The sequence below is a fragment of the Desulfamplus magnetovallimortis genome (genome assembly GCF_900170035.1).
GTDB lineage: Bacteria > Desulfobacterota > Desulfobacteria > Desulfobacterales > Desulfobacteraceae > Desulfamplus > Desulfamplus magnetovallimortis.
Genome location: NZ_LT828544.1, coordinates 154,299 through 157,074 on the forward strand (window position 1 = coordinate 154,299; position 2,776 = coordinate 157,074).

Genomic DNA, 2,776 nt, shown 5'->3' on the forward strand with positions numbered 1-2,776 from the left:
TTCAGCGATTCTTTTTTCTTCGGCAATCCTTGCCTCTTCATCGATTCTTTCCTGCTCAAGTTTTTCTTTTTTTATACGCTCTTCTTCGAGTTTTTTCTCTTCAGCGATTCTTTTTTCTTCGGCAATTCTTGCCTCTTCAGCACGTTTTTGTTCCTGAAGTCTCTGCTCTTCTGTTATTGGGCTCTCTTCAGTATTTGCCTCAGTTTTTATGTTTTCCTGGGATTTTTCAGCAGCATTCTCTATAACAGGATGGCTCTTTTTTTCAGAAGTGTTTTGCCTGGTGGCCTGGGTTTTAGCATCGGTTTTTTCTTGGAGGTTTTCTTTTTAGCTGTTTTTTTAGCCGCTGCTTTTTTTACCACTTTCTTTTTAACATCAGGTTCGTTTACACTCTTTTTTTTGATATTTTTTTTATTTGTTGTTGCCATGTTTCCCCTTTATCAATGATAATAATTTTTTAGAAGCTGCCATGATATATTGTTGACTTGACATCATTTCAACATAACATTGCAAACTGGGTATCCTTCATTTCCCAGCTTACACTTTCTGGAATAACATACCTTTCTTTTGGGCATCTCCATAAAAAAAAAGTGTAAAGTACTTTTGAGGTTATATGAAGGATGCCGAAAACTGCCTAAAATATATATACAACAATCCTTTTTTTGTAAATACTTTGTTAAGGCACTTTTTAAATGTGCCCAGATCACTTTTATTGAATCTGTTCTAACATTGTATTTATTAAGGTAAATGAAAGTTAAATTTTAAAATGAGCAACAGAATTAAAGTTCTATACGAAATATTGAGAAAGTCTCCGCCATTTGTCATTGCATTTTCTGGTGGAGTTGACAGTACATTTCTGGCAGCGGTCGCCAGTCATGTCTGTTCTGCTGAGGTTGTGGCCATGACAGCGGATTCTGTTTTTCTGTCAGATCATGAGCTTCGGTTTGCTCGTAAGATGGCCGGAAAATTAGATATTAAACATTATGTTATTCCAGTTGAAGTCCTTAAGAATACAGATATCATAGCCAATGGTATTGACAGATGCTATTTTTGCAAAAAAACGTTGTTTAGTGCATTGAAAGACCATGCAGCTTCCCTTGGATTCTCCGTCATTGCCCATGGTATCAACATAGATGATCTTGAAGATTTCAGGCCAGGCATCAAAGCTGCAAGGGAAATGGGTATTTTTGAGCCTCTTATTGAAGCAGGTTTGTCTAAATCTGAAATTCGGGATGAATCAAAAAAAATGGGACTTGATACATGGAATATGCCAGCCCAATCCTGTCTTGCCACAAGAATTCCCTTTGGTGAGAGGATTACCCTTGAAGTCCTTGAAAGGGTCGAAGCTTGTGAATCTTGGCTCATAGCGCTTGGCCTGCATGGTGTCCGCGTCCGTTGCCATGGCAGTATTGCCAGAATCGAGTGTCCGTCCCAGATGATTTCAACGGTTGCTGAAAAAGAGATGAGAGATAAAATTATAACATTATTTAAAGCTCATGGCTTTGAGTTCGTTGCACTTGATCTTGGCGGCTATATACAGGGAAGTATGAATCCCGAAAAAAATGGTAACAAGATTCTGTTTTAAAACAATATATTTTTTACCTTAAAAATACATTCATGTTGGTTTTTATATGAAAGTCTCGGTAACAGCCTGTTTCTAAAACGACTTTCATCCCTTCGATTGTGGCGGTAATCCGCCATGTACGTTATAAAATTGTTTCCTAACTGGCTGTTTTTTCAAGGATGGATATGTCATCAGATCCCAGAACTTTGTTGATGTCAAGCAGGATTTTAACACCACCTTCCAGTTTTGCCATTCCCAGAATATACTCTGAGTCAAGGCTTGCTCCAAAAGAGGGCGCAGGTTCTATGTGTTCTGCCTTGATGTTAAGAACTTCGGAAACAGAATCTACTACAATTCCTATAACCATATCACCATGATTTCCAGAAATTTCCACAACAATAATACATGTCCTCTCCGTGTATTCGCTTTCTTCAATGCCAAACCTAAGTCTTAGATCAATAACCGGAATGACTTTTCCCCTTAAATTTATGACACCTTTGACAAAATTTGGGGTTCTAGGAACAGAGGTGATTGGCATCATTCCGATAATCTCTTTTACCTGTAATATGCCAATTCCATACTCTTCTCCAGCCAGGGAGAAAGTCAAATATTTTCCTTCTTTTTCAAAATTTGATTCAGATTCAGATTGTTTTGATTGGGTTGTCATTTTGCCCCCTGTTGAGTTTTCAAGTGTTTTTTATTAGAAAATCTCCATAACGTACTCACATATAAAGATTTTCATGCTTAGTCATGGCAAATATCTGTCATAGCCGTTAATATGAAAGTCCCCACAAATGGCTGTTTTTATAAAGACTTTCAACACTTCGATTGTGGCGGCCATCCAATATGGCCGTTATCTGGCAGCAGCTTCTATGAACGAATAAATTTTATTGATCATTTTTGTATTCCATCGGCTTTTACCGGATAGTGTAGTTATGTTCTCTTTATTTAAAATGTCAGTTGTTTCATTAACACTGTAACCTTGTTTTTTCAATTTTATTATAATATTGATGACTTCCGATTTAAACTGTTTAAAATTACTTTCAAAGGATGCTGTGGGTTTTTTGATTGCAGGTAAAGGTTTTGCCTGTTTGCTCTTTTGTTCACTCAGATCAGGCTCCTGTCCATTGGCAGTTGGTTTTTTATTATCATCAACGAGTGAAGCCAGATCATCCATGGTCTCTTGCTGCTGTTCGACTTTTTCTTTTTCATCAA

The 2,776-nt window shown here is 37.2% G+C and carries 3 protein-coding genes and 1 pseudogene; 1 reads left to right on the forward strand and 3 read right to left on the reverse strand.

Translation table 11 applies throughout. From position 1 onward, the window contains the following. Nucleotides 1–239: 239 nt before the first annotated feature. On the reverse strand, nt 240–425 hold the full coding sequence (locus MTBBW1_RS10780) for a hypothetical protein (protein ID WP_080803214.1): 186 nt from the start codon (nt 423–425) through the stop codon (nt 240–242). A 338-nt stretch (nt 426–763) separates the two neighbouring features. Between MTBBW1_RS10780 and larE the strand changes: the two genes are divergently transcribed. Further along, nucleotides 764–1,582 carry an ATP-dependent sacrificial sulfur transferase LarE gene (larE, locus tag MTBBW1_RS10785; RefSeq protein ID WP_080803217.1) on the forward strand — a complete coding sequence of 273 codons (819 nt, stop codon included), beginning with the start codon at nt 764–766 and terminating at the stop codon, nt 1,580–1,582. Nucleotides 1,583–1,718: 136 nt separating this feature from the next. Here the strand turns inward: larE and MTBBW1_RS10790 are convergent, their stop codons facing one another. Further along, complete coding sequence (locus tag MTBBW1_RS10790; RefSeq protein WP_080803220.1) at nt 1,719–2,228, reverse strand: chemotaxis protein CheW; 510 nt, start codon at nt 2,226–2,228, stop codon at nt 1,719–1,721. A gap of 186 nt (nt 2,229–2,414) precedes the next feature. Then, nucleotides 2,415–2,776 (reverse strand): annotated as a pseudogene (locus MTBBW1_RS10795) (recombinase family protein); the annotation flags it as partial.

Coding starts and splice junctions, on each gene's coding strand:
- MTBBW1_RS10790 (WP_080803220.1), bottom strand. CDS start 2,228: ATGACAACCCAATCAAAACAATCTGAATCTGAATCAAATTTTGAAAAA.
- larE (WP_080803217.1), top strand. CDS start 764: ATGAGCAACAGAATTAAAGTTCTATACGAAATATTGAGAAAGTCTCCG.
- MTBBW1_RS10780 (WP_080803214.1), bottom strand. CDS start 425: ATGGCAACAACAAATAAAAAAAATATCAAAAAAAAGAGTGTAAACGAA.